The sequence below is a fragment of the Paenibacillus sp. CMM36 genome, from assembly GCF_053570945.1.
The window spans coordinates 171,360-191,396 of sequence record NZ_JBSEDY010000007.1 but is presented as its reverse complement, the minus strand read 5'-3'; the positions used below and the strand labels follow the sequence as shown (position 1 = coordinate 191,396).

20 protein-coding genes are annotated in these 20,037 nt (G+C 45.9%); all 20 read right to left on the bottom strand.

What is annotated here, in order from left to right:
* Positions 1-66 precede the first annotated feature (66 nt).
* Positions 67-999, bottom strand: a complete 933-nt coding sequence (locus tag ACWA2B_RS15945; RefSeq protein ID WP_449292415.1) for a DUF2167 domain-containing protein — start codon at positions 997-999, stop codon at positions 67-69.
* A 765-nt stretch (positions 1,000-1,764) separates the two neighbouring features.
* Complete coding sequence (locus ACWA2B_RS15940; RefSeq protein WP_029515664.1) at positions 1,765-2,385, bottom strand: suppressor of fused domain protein; 621 nt, start codon at positions 2,383-2,385, stop codon at positions 1,765-1,767.
* A gap of 56 nt (positions 2,386-2,441) precedes the next feature.
* Complete coding sequence (locus tag ACWA2B_RS15935; protein ID WP_449292386.1) at positions 2,442-2,690, bottom strand: hypothetical protein; 249 nt, start codon at positions 2,688-2,690, stop codon at positions 2,442-2,444.
* 100 nt (positions 2,691-2,790) lie between these two features.
* Positions 2,791-2,931, bottom strand: coding sequence for a hypothetical protein (locus ACWA2B_RS15930; protein ID WP_449292385.1), 141 nt, complete (start codon positions 2,929-2,931; stop codon positions 2,791-2,793).
* Positions 2,932-2,941: 10 nt separating this feature from the next.
* Positions 2,942-5,668: a hypothetical protein gene (locus ACWA2B_RS15925; RefSeq protein WP_449292384.1), complete on the bottom strand. Its 2,727-nt coding sequence runs from the start codon at positions 5,666-5,668 to the stop codon at positions 2,942-2,944.
* Between the two features lie 21 nt (positions 5,669-5,689).
* Complete coding sequence (locus ACWA2B_RS15920; RefSeq protein ID WP_029515668.1) at positions 5,690-6,082, bottom strand: DUF4280 domain-containing protein; 393 nt, start codon at positions 6,080-6,082, stop codon at positions 5,690-5,692.
* A gap of 15 nt (positions 6,083-6,097) precedes the next feature.
* Positions 6,098-6,622 (bottom strand): hypothetical protein, encoded by a 525-nt coding sequence (locus ACWA2B_RS15915; RefSeq protein ID WP_029515669.1) that lies wholly within the window; start codon positions 6,620-6,622, stop codon positions 6,098-6,100.
* Positions 6,604-7,251: a hypothetical protein gene (locus tag ACWA2B_RS15910; RefSeq protein ID WP_340932905.1), complete on the bottom strand. Its 648-nt coding sequence runs from the start codon at positions 7,249-7,251 to the stop codon at positions 6,604-6,606. Before ACWA2B_RS15910 ends, ACWA2B_RS15915 begins: the two co-directional genes overlap by 19 nt.
* The gene (locus ACWA2B_RS15905) at positions 7,248-8,660 is read right to left on the bottom strand and encodes a phage tail protein (protein ID WP_449292383.1); all 1,413 of its coding nucleotides are present in this window, start codon (positions 8,658-8,660) and stop codon (positions 7,248-7,250) included. The genes ACWA2B_RS15910 and ACWA2B_RS15905 overlap by 4 nt, the downstream gene beginning before the upstream one ends.
* Entirely contained in the window at positions 8,657-9,256 is a 600-nt protein-coding gene (locus ACWA2B_RS15900) for a hypothetical protein (RefSeq protein WP_039272935.1), read from the bottom strand. The genes ACWA2B_RS15905 and ACWA2B_RS15900 overlap by 4 nt, the downstream gene beginning before the upstream one ends.
* Before the next feature lie 25 nt (positions 9,257-9,281).
* Positions 9,282-10,058 (bottom strand): DNA and RNA helicase, encoded by a 777-nt coding sequence (locus ACWA2B_RS15895; RefSeq protein ID WP_340886180.1) that lies wholly within the window; start codon positions 10,056-10,058, stop codon positions 9,282-9,284.
* 107 nt (positions 10,059-10,165) lie between these two features.
* Positions 10,166-10,744, bottom strand: coding sequence for an RDD family protein (locus tag ACWA2B_RS15890; RefSeq protein WP_029515674.1), 579 nt, complete (start codon positions 10,742-10,744; stop codon positions 10,166-10,168).
* A gap of 68 nt (positions 10,745-10,812) precedes the next feature.
* On the bottom strand, positions 10,813-11,325 hold the full coding sequence (locus tag ACWA2B_RS15885) for an RDD family protein (RefSeq protein ID WP_165149679.1): 513 nt from the start codon (positions 11,323-11,325) through the stop codon (positions 10,813-10,815).
* A 62-nt stretch (positions 11,326-11,387) separates the two neighbouring features.
* On the bottom strand, positions 11,388-14,039 hold the full coding sequence (locus ACWA2B_RS15880; protein WP_165149633.1) for a molecular chaperone: 2,652 nt from the start codon (positions 14,037-14,039) through the stop codon (positions 11,388-11,390).
* A gap of 31 nt (positions 14,040-14,070) precedes the next feature.
* Positions 14,071-14,760 (bottom strand): iron-dependent peroxidase, encoded by a 690-nt coding sequence (locus ACWA2B_RS15875; protein WP_165149635.1) that lies wholly within the window; start codon positions 14,758-14,760, stop codon positions 14,071-14,073.
* On the bottom strand, positions 14,757-16,076 hold the full coding sequence (locus tag ACWA2B_RS15870) for a normocyte-binding protein (RefSeq protein WP_069012495.1): 1,320 nt from the start codon (positions 16,074-16,076) through the stop codon (positions 14,757-14,759). Before ACWA2B_RS15870 ends, ACWA2B_RS15875 begins: the two co-directional genes overlap by 4 nt.
* Before the next feature lie 45 nt (positions 16,077-16,121).
* Complete coding sequence (locus ACWA2B_RS15865; protein WP_449292382.1) at positions 16,122-17,999, bottom strand: serine/threonine protein phosphatase; 1,878 nt, start codon at positions 17,997-17,999, stop codon at positions 16,122-16,124.
* Between the two features lie 22 nt (positions 18,000-18,021).
* Positions 18,022-18,852, bottom strand: a complete 831-nt coding sequence (locus ACWA2B_RS15860; protein ID WP_250270555.1) for a PP2C family protein-serine/threonine phosphatase — start codon at positions 18,850-18,852, stop codon at positions 18,022-18,024.
* Between the two features lie 35 nt (positions 18,853-18,887).
* Complete coding sequence (locus ACWA2B_RS15855; RefSeq protein ID WP_028542470.1) at positions 18,888-19,415, bottom strand: FHA domain-containing protein; 528 nt, start codon at positions 19,413-19,415, stop codon at positions 18,888-18,890.
* Positions 19,416-19,482: 67 nt separating this feature from the next.
* A complete protein-coding gene (locus tag ACWA2B_RS15850) occupies positions 19,483-20,031 on the bottom strand; it encodes an FHA domain-containing protein (RefSeq protein ID WP_029515681.1) in 549 nt (182 codons plus the stop codon).
* Positions 20,032-20,037 lie beyond the last annotated feature (6 nt).

The window sequence follows — 20,037 nt, the reverse complement described above, 5'->3', positions numbered from 1 at the left end:
GAGATTGTGTTTTACGCTCAACACCATCTCCTTTTTATCAGCAATTTTATGGAGTGTTTTTTATCTTTACTGTAGTGTTTCTGACTGATCCTGGGCGTTCGTTTCATTGTGCATGGATTCCGATTTTTTCTTGCGAAATAATTTGGCAAAAAACTTGCCTATCACGCCAAACACACCTGCACAAGCAGCACCAATAAGTAGGATAACCTTAATTCCCGCGCCCTTAAAAAAAGCAATGAGTAATGCCAACAAGCCTACTTTTTTAGCTACTGCCAAGCCTGCTCCTCCCAAAATCAACCCGGTTAGGCCGTATTCGGAAATTTTGTCCGTTGAAGCATTAAATTCCTCGTACCGCTCACCTGATTTGACTGTCAGCTTGGGTAATATGTTCTCATTCAAAAACTTCTTATCTGCGTCCAAATGCGCAGGATCGGACACTAATATTGCAGAGATATAACCCTGACGAGTGAGCAAGCGAACATTATAATTGATCAGCTTTTCCTTGTTCCCATCCTCCGCCAACATAGACCAGGTTAGATTATGGGTCCCTTCATTATAAAAAGGCTCGACATCCCAGCCCGTAACATACAAGCGATCACTTTCCGCTTTTTCCTTGTTACTCTCTTCCGTCCCCTCTTTATAACTATCTAGAATAGCATCCGCATCGATATCTTCTTTTTCATCATCCTTGATGTGTCCAAGTTCATCGTATTCAAAAACAACTTCCCAATTTTGATTTTCATCTTTCGGAAATATACTCCCAATTTCCTTGCCAGATGGCTTATCATGATTCATCTCGCTTGCCTTTGCTGTGTTAGCTGCATCCAAGAAAAGAAGAGATGAGTCCAGTTCAACCGTAGCCATTTTTCCCAGATCTACCTTTCGGCCGCCCTCAATCCAATTTAATTGTTCATTGGATGAGGCCCACGCATTACCCCCACTGAGTAACACCAGACTAAGCGCCAACAGCGCTCCAAAAATCGTTTGGCCCCATTTCATTTTGTTACTACATCTGTTATCTAGTCTCTTGTTCAAAACTCATTACCCCTTTATAAATTCCAATATCTCCCGTGTACCCAACCATATTAGCCACTGCTTCATATTTTGTCAATTCACAGTAGCAAAGGGAGTTTCCGAGACTTAATACTCATTTTTATACATATGTATGCAAATATTCTAATCTAATCGAACTGAATTAATAAAATGTGAATGAACGATTAGAAATACTCATAAAGGACAAGCACAATTGCGCAATAGCACTACTTCTCCGTTCCAGTTTCCTACTTATGAATTCCTAAACGGGGCTTATTCCTTGATGCGACAACCCCATTGACTTCTAGCTTAATTTCGAACAATCCATCTAGCATAAAAAATGTCGAATTTCATCAGATTAAGGAATGCATAATTCATCTAACAAGAGACTTTAGTCTTAGTGACTTTTTTCCTGTTTTTAAACATATGTCAACTTTTTTATTTAAAAGAATGTATAGGCTTTCATAGGGTCGATTTAATTAGAAATAAGCTAATCATTGAATAGCCTTCTAAGAGTTCACTGCTTGTTTTGGAGACTAGAGGCTATTCACCAGTATTTTATAGTGTCACCATAGCACACAACTGGTTATTCTCTACGAGAAAAAAACTTATTCCTCTCATGTTCGAGTGAAATAAGTTTTTTAAGATAAATTATAATTTTGGGGCCAATTAATTGTGTGAATTCTTTTTACAATCTGTTATTCTCGCTCTTTTAATTAGCTATTAATATCCTTATTTACATGCATTTAATCTATTAACTTCAACAATATCATTTACGTTGTATTCATCAAACTTTTCAAGAAGAGCACCAAAACCTTTTGATAGTTGAAATTCCATTTCTTCCTGATATATTGGACAAACAACTAAAAATTGTATTGTTTTATCTTTACTTAACATTAACGAGCTAAATCCTTCATCTTCACGAATGGGAGGTAATAATAGCATACAAGTGAAATTATTGTCATTTGCAATTGGTTCTGGAGGTTCCCCATTAGGTATAGTGTCTCCATAACAAAACCATGTGTTTCTTTCATGCGGGAACTTGCCAAGTTTTCTTAGCCAACCAAATGGCCAATAATCTTTAAAATCTTTAATATCCTCTTTAGCCACAGGCCATGATGCCGGAAGATACATGATAAGTTCTGTATATTCCCAATCTTTATTATCTTCTGAAACTTGTGCAGGTAATAAGCTCATTCCTGACGTTATAATAGTATGAAAGTCTCTTTGGTCGTTTGCTCGAAAAATGATTAAGTTTATATTTAGACTTTCTGAAACGGTCTCTATATTTATTAAATCTGGCTCACCAATGTATTTCTTATAATGTTCTAATAATTGATTATTTATATCCAATATTATCACTTCCTCTTATAAGCAATCTCTTTGTATTGAAGTCCTCCCATAGGCTGTTAGAATACCAATAGGCTTCCTTGAGGCCACTTCCCTTTCCAACCACAAGGTATATGTCCTGAATTATATATTTCCAACAATTCTGTATGAAAGCCTGGTTTTACATACGTGCTATATGCATATTCCATCATTGCAGTAAGCAAATCCCACTCAACGCTCTCATATATACAATTGTTTAATTTATTTCTTTCTATAAATGTAGAAATATTTTTAAGGACTCCATCCTTAAGTAATAATTTAGCCTCCATAGTAATATTATTCCACTGTCTGTATTCTTCTCGCCAATTCTCATGTAGAGTCGAAGTTAGTTGATTTCTTATTTGGAGTCTAACATTATCCCAAGTAGAATTAACTTTTTTTTTCAACATCAACCCAGTTACGTACTTGCGTAACATTAACATTGAGTGTAGCATTAATAGCATCCCCACAGTTACTGAAAAAGTCAATTTTAGATATTGTATTATCGTAAAAATCCTTTACTTCGTTCATTTTCTTCCCCTCAGTTTAGTTTTATTTTTTGAAATAAATATTTATATATAGAATTTATTTGTCCTGGTATTTTTGGTATTGGATCATCATCTTGTAAACCATATTTTAACCGTTGGCTTCTAGCTTTCTCCACTACATCTAAGGTTTGTTTTTCGGTTAATCCGGCCTTTCTCAACGATTTATATAATGCTACGTTATATTCAGCATTTGTAGGAATTAAACCTTTTTTATCCCCTTTTCTATATCTATTAAAAAATTCTTCCATAGTTTTATGTGCCATAAAATGTGGTGAACCAACATCCTTAAATGCATTGCCCTCTAATTCGATAGTATATCCTTCATCTGACGGGATTACCTGTTTGCCATTCCCATCTTTTTTAAATGCAGCATCTTGATTAAGGTGATGCTTTTGCTTCCCAGATTTATCATATTTCCACTCACCATACTTCTTAACAGTTACTTTTTCTTTACTTCCTACTGTTCCCTCAACCTTTTTCGCCGCGCTCTCTTCCATTTCCTTCATGACCTTGTTGTAATTCTTCTGCACATCCGTCTGTGGAAGTGGTCCGCTGTCCATCTTATTAACGTGCGGAACTGGCGCTCCGTTGGCTGTGGCCAACTTCCCGGGGCTGAGGCCGTCTGCCATTTTACTCAGTTGCTCATTGAACTTCTGACCCAGTTTACTGCCGGACTGCTCCAGCTTGGTTACAGCTTTGCCAAAGCCTGCCCCGACTGCATCTACACCTTTGCTAATCCATTGCGGTGTAACCTTGCTGCCTACTTTTTCAGCGAATCCGCCAATGGCCTTGCCTACTTTGGAATCCAGTACGCCTACGGTGACAAAACCCAATCCCGCGTCCTTTGCTACTGAGCCCCAGTTGATCTTTTCACCACTCAGCACCTGACTCGCTAGATTTTCCGCGGCATTTGTGACACCGCCGATCGCTGCTTTCCTCAGTAAGGTTCCCCCTACACCGAGAGGGCCAAAGATTGCTCCAGATACCGCCCCGATTCCCGCTTCCTTCAAGCCGGTCAGGGCATAGTCGCTGAAGTCGCTCACTTCCCCTCGGGCGATATCTGATGCGGCCAAGCTTGCTACACCCAAGCCACCCGCCAGCAGCGCTCCTCCGGCTACCGCTGCAATGACCACCGTACCCGCTCCAAGCGTCGCTACCGTAATGGCTGCTACCACGGCTACGGCTGCCACTACTGCCAAACCGCCCAAAATATTCATCCCCAGCTTGCCCCAGTTAAACGGTTCAGGGGGTGGCGGCGGTGGAGGTGGCTCGCCTTCCTTCGGTTCATCATCAAACGGCGGGTATGCAGTTCGGTCGCTACCGTCCGCCCAGACGCTTCCTCCCAACACGTGGTATTCGTTTTCTACCGAAAGCCCCGTGCTTCCTCCCGTTTGATACGCCATGACCTGGCTGGTTCCATCAATAATGATTTTCTTCGGCGTATTCAGAATGATTTCTTGCTCTGCTTCTAACGATAACTTCTTGGGACTAGTTAATTCAATCCCAGTAGCATCGTCCAGACTCATCTGCAATGTCCCACCCGGATCACCCATGATATGGATGCGACCCGGTGCCATTTTCAGCTCACTTCCATGCTCCGTTCCAAAATATCGATCATTAGGATTACTCGTTTTCGCGCAACCGTCTCCATTTGTACGAACCGCACCCAAAATCATTGCTCTGGAACCAGACGCATCTGGAAAGTACAGGCTTGCCTGTGTTCCCACCTTCGGCATACTGTACATCGCACTTCCCGTTGGGGGAGCGAACGGATACCAATGCGGCTCGGATACCCCATCATCCTTATCAATCGCCAGCCGCAGCTTCACTTCCTCTCCCCGTACCGCAATGACCTCTCCTTCCAGAGAAATTCCGATTGTTTTGGGATTGGGGATGAAATCACTGCGAATGCCCTCTGCGCGGGCCAACACATAACTGAATAGCAAATGCCCCTTTTCCATGCGGCTTCGCAATTCAGTTACAATCATTATTTTCTGGCGAAATTGCATCTCGTCTCCAAGAGCATACCGTTCTCCGCTTTCAATCTCGTATTTGAAAAAGTCGGTATCATGTAGCCCGGCTGACTTTCCGCCTGCCCGCTGATAGCCCTTTAAATCCTTACTTGCCGTATATGGCGTATCCTTCCGAATTGTTCGCTGGGTGCCAGCAGGCATGCCGAAATACAGCTTCGGCGATGCGGACTCCCATATGTCGCTGACCACCACTGTATGTAAACGGCTCGCCATCCGTTTCATAAACTCCCAGTCGGTTTCATCATACTGTAAAATGGCTTCGCCTACCGACTGCTCTCCGGTCTGGTACAAGACATCACTTCGCTCATATCCTTGAGCAAGCTTATTCACTAACTGTTTATATGTTTGTTTTTCCTCAGGAAAAGACCGCTTTCTTTTGACAATATCCAGCTCAAATGAGCCACTGATTCCTTCCAGTGTAAGTGTATACACTCCATTATGGTTCTCAACTTCTACCGTATGGACGACACCCTTAAACAAGCTGACTTCCTCTTGTCCATTCTGCGCATACACATGTAGCTGATCCTCTGAGGTCGCATTCAGCGCAGCCGTGGCATGACTCGACTCCTTACAAATGCCTGTGAGTGTAATACGCCCATGCTCACCCGGCTTCCACTCGATCTGAACATCCTTTAAGACCTGAATGGGGTAAGGGGAATCTATTCGAATCTGATCATATCCTATCATGTTTTCAAACCTCCCTTCCAGCTACTCCTCCTGCTGGCCATTCGTATGAAATTCGATAAATCCATGATATAAACAAGTCTGAAATGAAGAGGTCGTCAAGGCTGGCTGGCCTTCCACCTTTGTCGGTTCTTTTGTGTTTTTCCACTTATCCGTCAGCATTGGTAGGCATGGCTTCCCTGAGATTGTGGAGCCATCTTCGGCGATCAGATATATAGTCTCGGCACTCGGCTGTTCTGGACTGGTACAAATTCCAAAATGAGGGACATTCTCAGGAGAATAATCTCCTTCATTCATCATGGGTTTACCGTTAACATAAGCCCCGTGGCTGTTCGGCAAATTGATCTTTCGAGGATGGGTCCCGCAAGTGCAACGCATACAAGCCCCCCGTACGACATAATACTCATTGTCTGACATGTGCCCTTTCCCTCCCTATTTCACCTGAATTTGCTCCAAAGCGATCCCGGTATAATCACGCCGCAGTATACTTTCCGCAATGTCCAAACGGACGATGATCATCGGGATAGCACTCTCCTGGATTCTAAATATCTTGTGGCCCCGAATAGCATCTGCACGTAATACCAGCTTTCTAAGCACACTTTGATCTAAATTCCATTCGCTTTCTGGATGTACTGCTGCAAGCCGCTCCACAAAAGGAATATAGTAATTCTTCTGTATCCTCTGTTCGATCTGAGTAAGTATCGTTAATTTCATAGGCATCTCCGGCACATAGGCCTGGACAAGGCGTTTTAAAGCATCTGAAATGAGTGGGATGGGACCTTCTAGATAATCAATAAAAATACTTTCTGCATCTGCCTTCACGTGAAACATCAATGGCTTGACAATATCCTCCGGCTGCAAATCATACAGCTTCCACGGATCAATCGTTTCCATCACCTTTTGTAGCGCAGGAACATGGGTATACCGCACATCCTGTTTTAAGAGGAAATAATCCATGAAGATTCCCCCTTTCGTGTCTCAGCTCCCTCACTACGCGTAAAACGGCACAATATTTCGCTATCATCTCGATACTCTCCAGCAAATATCGTGCATACATTTGCTTTTGGCATCCTTTCTAACGAAGGGGAAGCTATAAAAACTGGCATCTGGCTTTTCAAGAACTCTACAGTGAGCAGATGGTATTTGACCGCCTCAATTTGTTGAATTTGTTCAATATCCATCGTCGAGATCTTACGGACATAATCTGATTTAAGCTTTTCCAGCTTAGTCATACGATTGAACAGAGGCTCGAAAACAAAGTCTGCCGACCATTCCACAGCGCATTCAGTCTCATCCAGAAACCAATTTTCATCATAGGCATCTAGACGATAAACCGCTTTATTTTTCGCAACACGAGTTCTGAGCAAGGAGATATAAATATATCGAATATCCCCCTTACGACCTTGCTCGTGCTGAAGGGTAGCGAGCTGGCATAGCGACTCTAGAGCTGCTATAAGCTCGTCTTCAATGGCTTGCTGGCGCGTCAGAAAGTTGTTTTCAATAAGAGCCAAATCATGTATCCATTCCGTAAATACGTGCTTTTCCAGCAAATCCTGCAACGCAGCATCCCGATCCATGAGCTTCATTCAATGTTCACCTTACCCCCGGTTAATCTCACATCGTCCATGATGTCGAGTTTGGCTCCGGATTGAATAAAACTTACGCCTTCTTTCCCCTCCATAATAATTTTCGCTCCCCCTGTAATTTGGATATCTTCCTGAGCAGACAGGGTTATTTTTTTGTTACTATTAATTTCGATCCCGCCTTCATCCGTGAGACGCATGAGCATTTGCCCACTGTTGATAATTTCTACTGCACCAGGCTTGAAAACGACTTGTTTGCCGTATTTGGTGCTGATACTTTTAACCGCAGGATCACTTCTTTTAACAGGATCATAGGAGGCAAGATCGACAGAACTGGCGGCAAAAGCATGCTGCTCCCGTTCATCCGGAAAGTACAGACGAATTTGATCACCTGCTTCCGGCATAACATACCAACCGCTGCCATCAGGAGAAGAATAAACCGTAGAATAGGGAAACCACATAGCCCCGGATGCAGTCGAGCCTTGATCAATTTCCAGCTTGATTTTTACTTTTTCTTTGGAAATATCAATTACCTTGCCAAACAGAGAGGCTCCTGAAAGATCATAGGCATAGACGGTTGGGCATTTTAACCCATGTGCATCCCGTAAAATGTAACGATTAACGATCAGATTTCCTTCCGTGGTCGTCTCCGCCCTAGCTATGTAAAGCGTTCTTCTATGAAAAATGACGGAACTGCCCAGCTCTAGCACTTTGTTGCTGGTCACTTCATAACTCAAGCTGTTAGACTCACCGTATTCCGGCAGTCCGTTACGGGACATGAGCTTGTGCTCCTTCAAGTCTTTTTTTATGGAATAGTTATGTTCGTTCAGCGGTTGAGGGGCACTAGAATGGGGGATACCAATCACATATTTCAATCCTTGTTGCATCGTAATTGGAATTAAAGCAGCATGCAGCCGAGAAGCAATTCTTTTGACAAAAGCCCAGTCCGTTTCATTGTATTGCACTAACAATTCACCGATAGCTGCGCCATGAGAAGCCTCGCCAATCACTTCTGCATCAGTATATGAACTTGTAACATGCGAAAATAGATTGTTATATGATTCCGCTGTTTTTTGGAATGAACGACGTTTGGGGCGAATGTCCATTATTAAGGTTTCACTGCTAGCCTCAATCGTAAGCTCGCGTACTCCGTTTACAGCTTTTACAGCAATATTCGTGACGATTCCCTGAAAAAGCCGGATCTCCTTGCCTTCACTTTTTAAGAAGACTTCGATGTGCTCATCTTCATCTGCTTTTTCTACGTATTGATCCAGCTTGTCCTCCGAAACAATTCCACGTATGCAGAAGCTCACATGTTCGTTTAACTGTTTAATGAGATGGATACTTAATACACGTTGAAACTGATAAGGGGCCACCTGAACATCTGCTGTGGTGTAAATGGGGTTACTCATTCATATCCCTCCTTTTCTGCCTCGTCAACCGTTTGAATGGTGCGTATCATCTGTAGGGCGACATCCCGCCATTCAGCATACTGCTTATACGGACAACAAAATGTTCCCATGACCGTCTTTCCTTCCAGCTCAAAGTAAAACATATTGTGGTAGATGGGCTGGTCCAGCGCAGGACTTTTAAAGTCAAAATAGCCAATCTGCTTACCATGTACCTCTTCTATTTTTTCTTCATAAAATACATGGGCAGGATTCATATTTTTCATCATTGCCTTCATGCCAGAAGTGAGCTGTTCCACCCATTCATCTTGTAGCGTCTGGTCCACCCGATTCAGGGTAACATCCACACTGCCCAAATCATTCGTCAAAATCATTTCTGGACGTTGCTCATGAGGATATTTAATCTTTTGCAAATGCTTGGGCATTGGACTAAAGATAGAGGGGACATGCATTTTCAGCCGATCCTTAAAGAAAGACCGCTCTTCAAACACATAGGATTGACCGTCAATGATTATGGGTCCTGCTAAAATATTGTTAGGCCTCTTCAGCTTCTCCATCTCACGGAGCTGATCCAAAATCTTTTCATCCTCATATTTCATAATGCACACTCCTCTACCTGATTTTCTAATCCACAATCATCCGTCCGGCTCCGCCGCCCTGCCAACGGCCTGCTGTTCGTTTTCCACGTCCGGCGCCTTCCAGAATAAGAACTAGCTGTCTATGCAACTGAGCATGAGAATAATCTCTGTATTCCGCACCATTTCGGTTTGCGATGTAATGCTGAATGGATTCCCTGTCTACAACTTCCGAGTTCAGGCACATCAACGCAAACATACAATCCATCGGATCTGATGCACCACTTTTAAGCAGCTCGGATGCGAAGTAGCGCATCGTCTCCGGGCGCAATGTACTCTGCTTCAAACCCGCAAAAGGAGCATGGATATCACTCCATGTATTGAATTCCGTTGCCATGTCGGCAAAATCCTGATAATCCGAGCGAAGCACGGCTCCCTCTTTGAGCTTGAATCGGCCCAGCTCCATCTCATCCAGACCGATTTCTGCCTCATCCTCCAGCACGATATCTGCATGATGGGCTGTGAAATCCGGGCGATCTGTTTGTTCCAAAAAGAGCAGCTTCAACACCGACAGCCGCCCTGTGGCCGCATACGGCACTTCCTGCTCCTGCTCCAGCAGATACAATCTACCCTTGTGCTTCACGATGCCTCTACCAATGGTTAGCGTGTACTCCCCGACAGTTACGTTCATTCCTGTAATGATGCCATCCGAATAATCCTGATACCGGATATCGAGAAAGCTGCGGGGGTAGTCCCGCAGGTTCTCTAGCATCTCGGTTTTGAGAATACGGCCTTTCTCGAACTTCGGCACGATATGGGTTAACATGTGGTTTCCTCCTCTCCGTGCCGATTTCGGCACAAGTGTCGCCCGGCACCTCAGTAATGACATTGCGTAGCAACGTTATGCGCCAGCCGGGTCGCTCTGCGACGTCATTACTGCTCTTCTTTATTCAAGGGAACGGACAACCGATTCACACCGGGTGCAGGAGCCGGGACAGGCATCTCTGTCAGCGATGGATTTTGCTTAATATACTCAGAGTAGTCCAGCCAATTTTTGTTCACCACATAGGTACGAGCGATTTTGTCATGCAGCGCCTGCTTTTTTTCAGTGAAAGCTGCCATGATATAGCCTACAAATATAGTGACTAAGCTAATGATTTTACCCCAGTAGCGGGCGTTGGCCCGTCCGAAAGATATTTTTTCATTATTTTCATCCGCAACGACAATCCCCGCAGCCAGCTTGCCGACCGTTCCTCTGCATTTTGATGATTCCATGATGGTGTGGTAAAGCCAATCCAATAAAAGAGGGCCAAAAATAATAATAGCTCCCAAAATTCTCACCGACACATCGTCTAAGTGTGAAACAAACTCCGAAAAATTCGGCATTTTTACGAACGCAGAGACAAACCCTATCGTCACAAACGGCAACGTATCAATCAAACGAATAGTCACAAATAAAATAGTATAATCTAGCAAATGGGCTAAAAATCTTTTCCAAAAACCAGCGTACATCCTACTGCTCCTCCTGTTTAAAGCCTGCTGTTCATCAGAATCTTTGAATCTGTGTGCCAACCTAAATGTTACATTCCAGCTCCGCGCCCAGCCTGCTCACGAAGGATATAATTCAGCTCGCGTTTGTCCACAACGTAGGTACGGGCAATCAGATCGTGGAGAGCCTGTTTTCTCGCCGTAAAGGCTGCCATAATAAAGCCGGCGAACAAAATGATGACTGATAGAAGCTTACTCCAGTAGCGGGCACTAGCACGTCCAAAGCTGAGCTTGTGATTAAACTCATCTACTACAACGATGCCGAGAGCCAGCTTGCCCACCGTGGCTTTGCATTTCGATGATTCCATAAGCGCATAATATAGCCATATAGCTCCCCAATTCAGCAAGGTCTGTCCTATTACTTTCATGGTAACAATAGAAGACGATCCGTCTGGGAGCAAAGAGCTTTCTGCCGGAGACGGTACCCAATCCCCTAAGGTCCGAATTACCAACCAGATCAACCCAAATATTAAAAATACAAACCATAAAATAAGGCTATCGATGATATAAGCCAAAGTTCGTTTCCAAAAACCTGCATACAGCACGTTATCCCCTCCAAGTGTTGTGTACTTTTCTAATTTCAGCATTTTGCGAAATCCTTAATTTACTATTTCGTGCCGTCAAAGAAATCCAGCTCGGAGAGATCATTTTCGAAGGCAAAAAAGCGTTTGGGACCCAGATGCAGCAATTCATCTCGGCGAGTAATCGGGACTACATAAAAGCCCCAGCGGCTATCCCCGACAAAAACAAAATATTTCGTTTCCCCATTACGGATGGAGTCCGTATCATCCTGCGGGATATCCCGCCCGTACAGCACGGCAATTTCCTCATACGGCATGGGTTCAAAAGCTTCTGGCCGACTACGGTACACATGGCGCTGACGCAGCTTGCCGTCGTCGGCCGTCAGGAAGAACTCCACCTCAGCCGCATGAGACGGCCGGGAAATAGAACCGCGTACCCGGTTGCTTTCCAAACTCGCAATCAGCTCCTTTTCGCGCCCCGTATGCGTCCATGCGCTAACCGTGTACGGTATAGCCGGAATATGATTGGTAATGACAGGCTCAATCGTGCCCATTTTTTTAGCGTTCAGATAACGGATAGCCCCGCGCAGACAGGCCATTTTCAACTCAGGTACCCGGCTGAGGTCCTCTGCCTTTTGACGAAACTCAATACTGCGCCCCGGTACAAATTCCTTGAGTGCTTCGCGAAATACGTCAATCCGGCAGGATTGCCCGGTTAGCTTGATAATCGAATAATCCTGCAAGCGTCCCTCCAGATAAAACTCATCCAGAAACTTGCGCACAATATTGTAGATGTCCGCCTTAAGAAGCTGCTGTATTTCCCGAATGTTAAACACCACATCAGGCAAACCATATTCATCACGAAACCGTCCGTTCTCGATGACTGAAACCAGCCAACGGTCCATCACTGCAATGTTCAGGTCGCTTTCAGCAGATAATACCTGCTCGGATTCGAAGCGGCTGCGCAAGATCCCCGTACGTAGAAAAAATTCCTTTTTCATATTTTCTGCCGCGCTCCACAACAGATGAAAATTACTCAGTACCCGCTGATATTCATCCCGTGTAGCATGCTCATACTGTTTGAACGCGGTAGGCAAGATGGCCTCTGCCTCACGGTAGCGTTCTTCCAGTCCTGCATACACAGCATCTACACCAAACTCATCCACATGACGGTACAAATCTCCCGAAGGAATGCCGATCAGGGCATCAATATCGGTGTCAGGCAAACGAGTCTCGGCAGCATAATAACCTGCAAATACAATTTTCATAAACTGCATAATCCGATACGTCAGATTGTTGCCGCCAAAATTGGTATCCCCGTTTTCATATGTTGTGTGAATGTCCAGCTTATAAGCAATACGCCCGTTCTCAATTCGGAATCGGCAGGAAGACAAATCTGTCGTGCCTCCACCACAATCAATGACAAGTGCCTGATATTCTTCACCATCCGCAAAGGTCCCTCGTTCCATCTGGTCTGCCAGCGTGTTGTACAACACAGCCAACCCTTCGTCCAGCGCATCCTCCGCTTCAATCCGGTAATCAGGCAAAATATCGCTAAACATCTCTATAAACTGGGGCTGTAGCTTGACCGGAGCAGAAAAGTGCAGGTTGCGGAACCGACACTTAAATTGCTGCTCGGCTGTAGCAATCACATAACGGATAAAAGCAGCTAAAATATCATTGCGGGAAGCAGTTGCTGTATTCCCCTCGGAATCCATTAATTCCTCGATTCGCTTATAATCGTTGACCCACCGCTTGATCCCCCGCAATACTGTTGCACGGCTGCCTGCCACGTCAGATCCACGTAGTGCATCCTCCCCAAATACATAAAGGATATGTTCCGGATTGGAGCAGTCTGCGACGCGAATAGCAGTCGGCAATACTTCGATCCAGTCACCCTCTGCCCCTTGTGGGCCGGGGAATGACACATAGTTGATGGCGTTCAGCCTTACCGTGCTGCTCATACCTGTATCAGGAGCCGTAACGTAGGAACTATCTAAATAAGCACCTGCTGTGGTGTTCGAGGTGCCAAAATCAATCGCAAGCACCGCATCTGTTGTTTCCGTGCCCCGAATGATCAGCTCTGCCACAGGAACCCGGTGGCCTTGAAGCTTCAGCGGCAGCATGGGCTTATCTCCATAGTAGAGGTTATAAAAATATTCTGATTCCTGTCTTCGCAGAAACAGCAGGCTATAACTATGATTGGACGTCTCTCGCAGTTCAGCATCACGATGACGAGAAAGATAATATACGCCTGTTCGTGCCTCATCCTTCACCAAATTCAAAACACCGCACAGTTCTCCTGTTGCATTCACCAGCAGCACATTAGATGAGCTCAGCCAAGGCAAATCGGATTCAATCCGGTAGTTGTCCATGCGACCTGTGCGTACACCCTGATACAGCGTGATTTTGGCGGGAACCCGGATACCGCTGCTCTCCTGCCGACGGTCGTTCCAGTTTCGCTGTAGTGCCGATTCCATGCGTTCAAAGCCGCCAGGATTCGGCCTTGTGATGAGTAAATGCTCTTCCGCGCTCCGAAATCGCAAAATCACGCGAATCAACTCTTCACGTGCTAGGCGATTGGCAAAGCCCTCGACCAGTCGTTCCTTATCGCATATTCCGCGTAACTGAAAGGTCGTCATTTGCTCCAATTCCGCCCGCGTGTATTTCGCCGTGAAGCGTATGCTTTTTCGATCGGTGAGCGGGTCTAGCAACCTGTATGTATAGGGTCCGTTCATCGTTCACATGTCCTTTCTTAGCCATTTAGCCTTAATAGAGGGCGATAGCGTCTATTTTCATCGTAGGATCTTCCTCCAAAATGCCGAAATGACTTGTCCAATACAATTCCGTCGTAAAACGTGCCGGAAGAAACAAATCCAGAATCAAATCCACTTTAATCCGTGACAATGGTGTCTCCTCTTGGCCGATATAGATGAGCAGTTCGTCTTTTTCCTCACAATTGGTGTAAATGATTGAGCGATGAAAGACGCGCCGCATCGTTTCTTTTAGCAAATGTACGGCTTCTCCCGTCTCATACAGGCGCAGCAATCCTTCAGCAATCGCGTCCTGATTCTCACGGTTTAATTGTCCAAAGCCTTCCTTTACCTTCGGGCCAAAAATGCCCTCTGCAATATCACGCTGAACAAACCGGATATGGTACTCCCGCCGATTCATCCCTTGATACAAGTCCATTTCCGCCAGGAAATGCATCATAATATCAAATAGCGATTCTCTCAGCTCTAGATACTCTTCAGCATCCGGTGGAAACAGATCCCGAAAAATAGAATAAAAGCGGTAGTACGGATTGATTTCCACTACCTGCTCCAAATGGGAAGTATTCAACTCTGCCAGACTAAGCTCCATATACGGAGAGTAGCTGACAGCGGGTACGAAGCGGAATTTATCTACATCCAGCCCCTGTTCCCTCGCGCGCATGAGCAAATCCCAGACGTAATTCACACCCATTCTCCTTCACACTTGTACTCCGGAAAATACATCTGCACTTCTGATACTAGAAAGCTCATTAAATCGGATAAAATATAAGCAGGCGCAGTGGGCAAAACATCGTCAGAACCACGTCTGAACCCCAAACGCATGATCTGCTTGCCTTCCTCTGTCCGTACGTTATCGCTGACAAACGGATTTAACGGATACGTCTGGGTTTTGGTTAAAAGGTTGCTTACATCATTTCTCCCTGCACCTCCCCAGATGTCTACACGTTCCAGCTCAAGCCCCTGCGCTGCTTCAAACGAGTTTACGATGCGCATGATTTCCGCTTTGGCACGGACAATCACGGCCTGTTTTCCTGCATAGCGGCCCAAAAAGCTGTCCTGTCGCCGATTGGACAATAACGGATAAGTCTGACGACTAAGTCTCGTTGTAACAGGCTTCGTAACCTTCAACACATTCCATTCGCCAGACTTATCACGTGGTGTGACAATCGTCAGTTCCTCTTCTGTACGCTTGATATACCGGATATCGCCTTCAGTCCCGTCAATCAAGTAACCATGCTCAGGACCTGTTTTTCGCAAAGGTAGCACATGCTCATAATTCACACGATCCATAGCGGGTATAGGAAAGCCGCTGTTCTTTAGAGATAGCCTTTCAATGTTCCAAAGCGGAAAAACGTCACCCTTCTTAAAACCGTCGAATTCCTCCAATGAAATTGTAATTTCATGAATTTCTTCATGGGCGGCCGGCTCGCCGTCTCCACCAATCAATACACAGTCCACAAACTTATAAGCGTACGGGTGATTAATTGTTTTCCACGGCATGCCATTTTGCATAAACGTGTGATATAACTGCTCAATCTCTAAAATATAAGAACGGTTATGCTCCAGACGAAAACGAATCGGATAATTGCCGGTTTCCGTGACCAACATTCCTGAGAAAATTCGCTTGCTGCGCACCAGTGCTGAGATTCGTTCGGTCTCCATCTCAAGGAAAAGCGTAAACAGCGGCATCGATCCGCCTTCGCGTACCACCTCTGCCACATGGCTGATGTCAATCTGCTTTTCCTCCGTATCCGACGGTAAAACAGGATATAAAAATTCATGAATCGGGTCATAGTCCTCACGCGATGTCAATGACACGTACACATCAATCTTTTCTTCCGTATTCTCAATTTCCTCAAATACCCGCCGTTCTAGCTGGCGGGTCATTTCTTCCTGATATTCGACGAGGTTCATAAATACCCCCGCCATCATATTTTTCAATAAACGTCTCTGCTCCAAATCGTCCATCTTGCTCAAACGGTCCTGTACCAACTCTTTCACGACGTCTCACTCCTTTCCAGCTCCAGCTTCATTGAACATGAAAACTTAACTTCCGTTCGCAGCAGCCCGATCTTGGTTCTCTGAATCAGACGCCCCTTCTGCTTTAGAAGCGGAATCAGCAGTTCCTTGTTCTTTGCTGGTACCCGCCTTGGCCGAAGAGGCATTTCCATCGCCCGTACCGCTATTTTTTGCCGCTGAAGAGACTTCCTTCTTCGCGGGTGTAGTTCCCGCTGAAGCCGTTGGCGTAGCCTTCGTTTGCGATTCTGCAGCAGGGGTTGCAGCAACGGAAGCTGAAGCATTACTCGCTGCGTCCCCTGCGTCCGTGTCGTTCAACGCTCCGTCAGACAATCCCAATCCAACAGGAAGCTGACCGTTTTTCTGCTGCTCAGCGCCCTGCTTTTCCTCCGCCTTGGCTATGCTCCGCTCCAATGCCAGAACACTTTCGAGCTTATCGATCTCCTGATAAATTTCCTGTGCCCCGCTATAGGCATCAATGGCTCCTTCATAATCGAGATCCTTCATCATCCGATCTCCTTTAGCCTGAAGCTTGCCAGCTTGAATCTCCTTGAGCTGCTGCTGAATAGCTGTCAATTTATCGTTGGCCTCGGTAATTTTCTTCTCCAGTTCTTTTTGCGCAGACGTATAACCGGATTCCATCGCAGCCTTATTTGCTTTTTTGTACAGCTTGAGTGCATTCGTGTAATCGCCGCCCTGAAATTTCATATCTCCGTCCTTCATCCAGCTCGCCGTCTCAGCATAGCTGTCCAGTTGGTCGATTTTATGCTCAATATCCTTCACATTGAAAGGCGGGTACAGACCAGCGCTTTTCCGCGCTTTCTCGTAGCTGGCTTCAGCTTTGGTAAAGTCCGCCTTTTCCACGTAGCCGTCTCCGTCAACCAGCAATTGAGACAGTTTCTGCTCGGCTGTATACATTCGTTTGTGAATTTTATCGTTAATTTTAACTGCCGCGTTTTTCGCTTCACTGTAGGACTTGAGTGCCTTCGCATAATCTCCTGCCCTGGCATAATCATCCGCGGCCTGAGCCGATTCGACCATCGTTTCCAGCGCAGCCGCCTTGTTCGCTGCCATACGCGCCAGTGTAATCCATGCTCCCCCTCCCACGATTACAAAGGCGAGCAACGCAATCAAAATCCGTTTGATCAGCTTACGGCGGTTTTTAGGCTTTTCCTGAAAAACTTTATTTACATAAATGGCCGCAGCCGTGTAATTGTTCACCGTCCGGTGCTGTTTGCTTAGCAGAACCTCTTCCAATGTGTCCGTCAGCATGACCGGGTCCTTCGCTTCCTCCAGCGCCCCCAGCATTTCCGCCAACTCGACGTCCTCCCACATCCCTGATGTGGCGAGCAGGATTACATCTCCATCTGCAAGCTGCGTCTTTTTGGCGTAATGGGCATGAACCCCATTCGGATTGCCCAAGTATTCCAGCAGATTGCCACGTTCCTCATGTGTGCTGGTCGCTTCGTCTGGAATGCGTCCATCATCTGCCAATGACTGAGCCAGACTATGATCCTTGCTGCGAAAATTAAGCCTTCCATTGCGAAAATGATATAGCCGCACATTACCGCACGAAACGTACACCATTTTGTTGTAGTTGGTCACTACCATCAGCAGACTGGCTTTGAGCCGAACACGACGGCTTTCAAATTGCAGCCATTCCTGCGCTTCACGCAGATCTCTCATCAAGCGCCGCTTGGACATGGAAGGCTTCTCCATGAAGTTTTCCAGCACCGTTTTGACAACCATTTCTGCGCTGCGCAGCTCCTGATCCGAATCCAGACCGTCTGCGAGGACATAACAGGCCATGTCGTCCGTCTCCATGAATGCAAAATAGTCCCGGTTGTCTATATAAGAGCCCGCTTCCGACACAAAGGCGGTACTAAAATCGCTGTTGTCCTTGCGCATCGCTACCCCCGTCTTTCTGGTTTCATCCTATCGCCAAAATAAGTACTGTTGCATTATCCTGACTTTTAAAGCCTTTATCATTAATGGCGTCGATCATGGCATCCGCTGTTTCCTGCGGTGTTCCACCCTTGCGCATAATCTCTTCCAATTCAATCTCCGTCAGCGCCTCCTGAATGCCATCGCTGCACAACAGCACATGATCGCCCGAATACAGACGAATCGGTGCACTCCCCAGTTCCATGCTCTCAAAACCCTCATAGCCCAAGTAGTTGACCAGTTGATTGCGCACTGGACTCGTTTTGGCTTCCTCCGAGGTCATTTGTCCAGCAAGCACACGTTCCTCCAACAGTGTTTCTGCTGTATGCTTGGAATTGACTGTTTGGAAATGACCATTACGGTAAATCGTAATCAGGCTGTCGCCCACCGCTCCGTAATACAGCTGATAGCCGCACACAATGACCGCAGCCAGCGTCGTTCCTCCGCCCTGTCCATTCAAATTTTGCAAAATGCCGCGATTGCTTTGAGTTGCCGCTTCTGCAAAATATCCGTTCAAATTCGTTGCATCTTCCAGCTTGGCAAATGCCTTTGTAAAAGTCGTCACAGCCAAGGTACTGGACATACGTCCATTGGCCAGTCCACTAATACCGTCTGCGACAACAGCCAGCGTACCGACAGGTGTCGTCATACTGGAGAAATAATCATCCTGCTCGCTCCGGCTCCCGATCGTTTGACCATTTCCGATTTCAATTCCACTTACGGTACGGCTGCCGGAACTTCGCGTCAGTCGTATACGGATCATGAGAAGAACAGCGAATAGTACCGCAGCTCCACTTACAACAAAATAAGGCTGCATATCGTTACCTCCCTGCACCATTGCCCAATTCCATCCTAGTTTTCGTTATCCCACTCAAAATGGGCGCCACACAGCGGGATAAAGATAAATTTGCTGTGTCCCAGCTGAATCACGTCATAGGCAGCCAGCTCTGCTGGTGAATATACCGCCTCGTTATTGTGGTACGCCAAACCCGATGAATCGCCTGGCAGCAAGTAAAAGTTGCGTTTCTTCGGATCATACACAATAACCGCATGATTTCTGCGAGAAATCGTGTTGTCCCCGATAATGCGGACATGCATTTCCTCTGCGCGCCCGATAAAGTTCTTCTCCGCCATAATGCGATAGTCCTGACCCACCTGTGCTCCTTCGATGCATACCAGCCATCCAGTTACCGGATGAATCCCCACCGTCTCACCCAAATACGGCATTGTTTTGTCATTATCTCCCGCGACGTTTGTTTTCGCTGCTGGCTCCGCGCTCTTGGGTGCAGCTATATTTACTACCGTGTTGCAATAAGGACACGTATTTCCGTGCTTTCGTGTACTGAACATGTGTCCGTTCGGGCATCTTGTCAAACTCATAGTCGGTTCCTTCCCCCATTGTCATGATTGTCTTTTCAGCGATCTGAGGATTTTGCAGCATCCTCATCTATTTAACGAGCACCCTTGTATTGGCAATATATAACAAGTCACCTGAGTAAATCCGGTATGGCTCACCGCTTTCCAATTTCTTGGTTACACTTTCGTTGGCAGACCGCAAACCTGTACCATTACCGGAATCCACATCTTCCACAAACCAGTCGCTGTTCACCCGGTTGAGTACCGCATGTTCCACACTTACCAGGGAGGCATAATCTGTACCTGCCAAATCAATATCCGCCTCCGAACGTGACGTCGTTTTGCCGATTAAGAGCGACGTTTCGCCTTCGATATACCATTCTTTAATGGACTCGCCCTCTTCATCAATCAACACCAGCTTGGCAATCCGCTGACGTTGTGCCCTTGACTTGGCCACAGGTACAACGGACACCAGATTGCGCAGTATGTATACAAGCACGCCGATTCCAATACCTGTCGCGACCACGGTTTTCAAACCGCTGTAGCCTGTACGATTAAACACATAAAAGGCGATCGCCAGCATCAGCCCGAACATGGCAACATCTATGATGAAAACCCATCTGTTCTGCGCCGTTTTCACTGCTTG